Annotated in this window: 1 protein-coding gene; it reads right to left on the bottom strand. The window is 76.3% G+C overall.

Annotated features, from left to right (window positions below; genetic code table 11):
- The coding region (locus tag IG74_RS0143880) for a type I polyketide synthase (protein ID WP_030689255.1) at positions 1–4,856 on the bottom strand (4,856 nt) is incomplete at both ends.

The raw sequence follows: 4,856 nt of genomic DNA, 5'->3' as shown, positions 1-4,856 counted from the left end.
CGCACTCCCGCATCCGCCCCGCGAACACCGGACTGGAGTCCAGGAGTTCGACCGCCATACCGGCCCACTGCGAACCCTGCCCCGGGAACACGAACACCGCACGACCCGCACCGGGCACCGCACGACCCGCGACCACGCCACCAGCCGCTGCGTCGCCCTCCGCCAACCGCTCAAGGGCGGCGAGCAGTTCCTCGCGGTCGCGGCCGAGGACGACGCCCCGGTGCTCGAACCGCGAACGAGTGACCGTCAGGGACCAGCCGACGTCCGTCAGGGCGATCCTTTCGGTCCTTTCGGTGCCGTCGTCGTCCGCGTCGGCGAGCAGTCGCTCCCGCAGCCGGTCCGCCTGCGCGCGCAGCGCGCTCTCGCTCTTCGCCGACAGGGCCAGCGGTATCAGACCCGGGACCACCGAGGGTGCGGCGGTCGGTGCGGGCCCGTCGCCGGCGTCGGCGGGAAGTGGTTCCTCCACCGGTGCCTGCTCCACGATCACGTGCGCGTTGGTGCCGCTCATGCCGAAGGAGGAGACGCCCGCGCGCCGCGGCCGCCCCGTCTCCGGCGCGGTCCACTCGCGCGCCTCGGTCAACAGCTCGACGGCCCCTTCGGACCAGTCGACCTCGGTCGTCGGTGTCTCGACGTGCAGCGTCTTCGGCAGGACGCCGTGCCGCATCGCCATGACCATCTTGATGACGCCCGCGACGCCCGCGGCCGCCTGGGCGTGCCCGATGTTGGACTTGACGGAGCCGAGCCACAGCGGCTCCCGGTCGTCGGGCCGGTCCTTTCCGTACGTGGCGATGAGGGCCTGGGCCTCGATGGGGTCGCCGAGGGACGTGCCGGTGCCGTGCGCCTCCACCGCGTCCACGTCGGCGGCCGTCAGGCGGGCGCTGGTGAGGGCGGCGCGGATGACGCGCTGCTGGGACGGGCCGTTGGGGGCGGTCAGGCCGTTGCTGGCGCCGTCCTGGTTGATGGCGGAGCCCCGTACGACCGCGAGGACCTTGTGGCCGTTGCGGCGCGCGTCCGAAAGGCGCTCCAGGACCAGCATGCCGACGCCTTCGCCGACGCCGAAGCCGTCGGCGTCCTGGGCGAACGGCTTGCAGCGGCCGTCCGCGGCCAGGCCGCGCTGGCGGCTGAAGGCGACGAGGGTGTCGGGCGTCGACATGACCGTGGCGCCGCCCGCGAGGGCGAGGGTGCACTCGCCCTGGCGCAGCGCCTGCGCCGCGAGGTGCAGGGCCACGAGGGAGGACGAGCAGGCCGTGTCGACGGTCACCGCGGGGCCTTCGAGGCCGAAGGAGTAGGCGAGGCGGCCGGAGATGACGCTGGTGGAGTTGCCGGTCATGAGGTGGCCTTCGAGGCCGTCGGGCACCTCCCGCAGGCTTTCGCCGTAGCCCTGCGACGAGGCGCCGACGAAGACGCCGCCCGCGCTGCCGCGCAGGGCCGCCGGGTCGATCCCGGCGCGTTCGAAGGCCTCCCACGCCGTCTCCAGGAGGAGCCGCTGCTGCGGGTCCATGGCGAGCGCCTCGCGCGGCGAGATGCCGAAGAACGCGGCGTCGAACTCACCGGCCTCGTGCAGGAAGCCGCCGCCGCGCGAGTACGTGGTGCCCTGGTGGTCGGGGTCCGGGTCGTACAGGCCCGCGGTGTCCCAGCCGCGGCCCTCGGGCAGTCCGGAGGTGGCGTCGGCGCCCGCGCCGACGAGCCGCCACAGGTCCTCGGGGTTCGCCACGCCGCCGGGGAAGCGGCAGCTCATGGCGACGATGGCGATGGGCTCGTCCGGGTGCTCCTGCGTGGGGGCTGGCAGGGCGCCGCCCGCCGTCGCCTCGTGGCCGCCGTCACCGTCGCCGTCGCCGTCGGTCAGTGCGGAGGCGAGGTGGCGGGCCAGGGCGAGCGGGTTGGCGTAGTCGAAGACGAGTGTGGCGGGCAGCCGCAGGCCGCTCGTCTCCTTCAGGCGGTTGCGCAGCTCGACGGCGGTCAGCGAGTCGAAGCCCAGGTCGCGGAAGGCGCGTTCGGCGTCCACGTCGTCGCCGGACGCGTAGCCGAGGACGGCGGCGGCCTGGCCGCGCACGTGGTCGAGGAGCGCCCGTTCGCGTTCGCCGCCCGGCAGGCCCCGCAGGCGGCGCACCAGGGCGGGCGTGTCGCCGTCCGCGCCGTCCCGGTCCGCGACGGCGCGTCGGGCGGGGCCGCCGGGGACGAGGCCGCCGAGCAGCGGCGGCAGGTGCGGGCCGTGCGCGGTACGCAGCGCGGCGGTGTCCAGGCGCACCGGCACGAGGGCGGCGGCGCGCAGGCCGAGCGCGGCGTCGAGCAGGCCGAGGCCCTGCTCGGTGGCGAGCGGGGCGACGCCGGAGCGGGTCATCCGGTCCAGGTCGTCGGCGGTGATCTGCCCGGCCATGCCGCCGCGTTCGGCCCACAGGCCCCAGGCGAGCGAGGTCGCGGGCACGCCCTGGCCGCGCAGGGTGTGCGCGTAGGCGTCGAGGAAGGTGTTGCCCGCCGCGTAGTTGCCCTGTCCCGCGCCGCCGAGGACGCCCGCGACGGAGGAGAACAGGACGAACGCGGCGAGGCCGGTGTCCGCGGTGAGCGCCCGCAGGTTGACGGCGGCGTCGACCTTGGGCCGCAGGACGCGGTCCAGCTGCTCGGTGGTGAGCGAGGAGGTGATGCCGTCGTCGAAGACGCCCGCGGTGTGGACGACCGCCGTGAGCGGGTGCTCGTCGGGTACGCGGGTCAGCGCGGCCGCGAGGGCGTCCCGGTCCGCGGCGTCGCAGGCCACGAGGTCGATGCCGACGCCCAACTCACCCAGCTGCTGGACGAGTTCGGTGGCGCCGGGCGCTTCGGGGCCGCGGCGGCCGAGGAACAGCAGGTGCCGCACGCCGTGCTCGGTCGCGAGGTGCCGGGCGACGAGGCCGCCGAGACCGCCGGGGGCGCCGGTCACCAGGGCGGTGCCGGACGTGTCCAGGACGGCCGGGTCCTCGGCGGGTTCGCCGAGGTCGCGGGTGAGCCGGGGGACGAGCACGGCACCGGCGCGCACGGCGCACTCCGGCTCGCCGTGCGCGGCCGCGGCGGGCAGCGCCCGCAGCGACTCGGGCGCGCCGTCGACGTCGGCGAGGACGAACCTGCCGGGCTCCTCCGACTGCGCGGAGCGCAGCAGACCGAGTACGGCGGTGTGCGCGAGGCCGGGCACCGGCTCGTCGGCGGTGACGGCGGCGGCGCCGCGCGTCAGGACGATCAGGCGCGCGTCGGCGAGGTGTTCGTCGGCGAGCCACGCCTGGACGAGGGCGAGCGCGTCAGCGATGGTGGTGTGCACGGCGGCCGCGATGTCGTCAGCGGCAGCCGCGTCGGCTTCCCCCGTCAGGTCGGGGGCGGCGACCACGACGCCGGGCGCGGGCACGGTGCCGTCGGCGACCGCCGCGGCCAGGTCGGCGAGGGCGGGGTACGGGGTGACGTCGACGCCGTCCTCGCGCAGGGCGCCCGCCACGTGCGCGGCGCCCGCGCCGAACACGGCCCAGGAGCCGACCAGGCCCGCGCCTGCGGCCGGCGCCGCCACCCAGTTGACGCGGTACAGGTGCGGTACGCGGGTGCGCTGCACGGCGAGGCCCCGACGCGCGTCGACGGTGCGGGACACCAGCGCGCCGATCCGGGCGACGGGAGCTCCGGTTTCGTCGGCCAGCAGGACGGAGACGGTGTCGCCACCGCTGCCGGACCGGGTCAGGCGTACGCGCAGGGACTTCGCGCCGGTCGCGTACAGGGAGACGTCGCTCCAGGAGAAGGGAAGGCGGGGCGCGCCGGCCTCGTCGCCGCCGGATCCTTGCGCGTCGCCCCGCGCGGCTTCCTGCGCGTCGTCCTGTGCCAGGTGTGCCGCCTGCAGCGCCGCGTCGAGGAGCACGGGGTGCAGGCCGAAGCGGCCCGCCTCGTCGCGCCGGTCCTCGGGGACGCTCACCTCGGCGAACACTTCGTCGCCGCGCCGCCAGGCGCCGCGCAGGCCCTGGAACGCGGGACCGTACTGGACGTCCGCCGCGGCGAATTCCTCGTACAGGCCCTCGACGCCGACGGCCTCCGCGCCGCGCGGCGGCCACTGGGCCAGGTCGGAGTCGCCGGGCGCGGCGGCGGCCGTGCTCACGGTCAGCACGCCGGTGGCGTGCCGGGCCCACGGCTCGGCGTCCGCGCCGTCCGTACCGTCCGCGCCGGGTCCGGCCTCCGGCCGGGAGTGGAAGGCCAGCGACCGCCGCCCGAAGGCGTCGGCGGGGCCCACGGTCAGCTGGAGCTGCACGCCGCCCGTCCCCGGGATGACCAGCGGCGTCTCCATGGTGAGCTCTTCGACCAGGTCGCAGCCGACCTGGTCCCCCGCGCGCGTCGCCAGCTCCACGAACGCGGTCGCGGGCAGCAGCACGGCGCCCGCCACCGCGTGGTCGGCCAGCCAGGGGTGCGTGCGCAGCGAGAGCCGCCCGGTGAGCAGATGCCCGTCCCCGTCGGCCAGCGGCACCGCCGCACCCAGGAGCGGGTGGGCCGCGTCGTCGAGCCCGGCCGCGGTGACATCACCGGCGGCGGAGTCGGCGTGCAGCCAGTAGTGCTGACGCTGGAAGGGGTAGGTGGGCAGGTCGATCGTCGCGTGCGTGCCGGGGAGGAGGGCCTTCCAGTCCAACTCGGCGCCATGGACGTGGGCTTCCGCGAGGGACGCGGCGAGGCGGTCGGCGCCGCCTTCGTCGCGGCGCAGGGAGCCGAGGGCGGCCGCCGGGCTGTCCGTGGCGTCGATCGTCGCCTGGACCGGGACCGTGAGCACCGGGTGGGGGCTCATCTCCAGGAACAGGCCGTGGCCCTCGGCGAGGAGGCCACGGGTGGCGTGCTCGAAGAGAACCGTCTGGCGGAGGTTGCGGTAC

It is taken from the genome of Streptomyces sp. NRRL B-1347, assembly GCF_000720325.1.
Classification (GTDB): domain Bacteria; phylum Actinomycetota; class Actinomycetes; order Streptomycetales; family Streptomycetaceae; genus Streptomyces.
The sequence above is the reverse complement of the archived record's forward strand: the minus strand, read 5'-3'. Positions and strand labels throughout refer to the sequence as shown.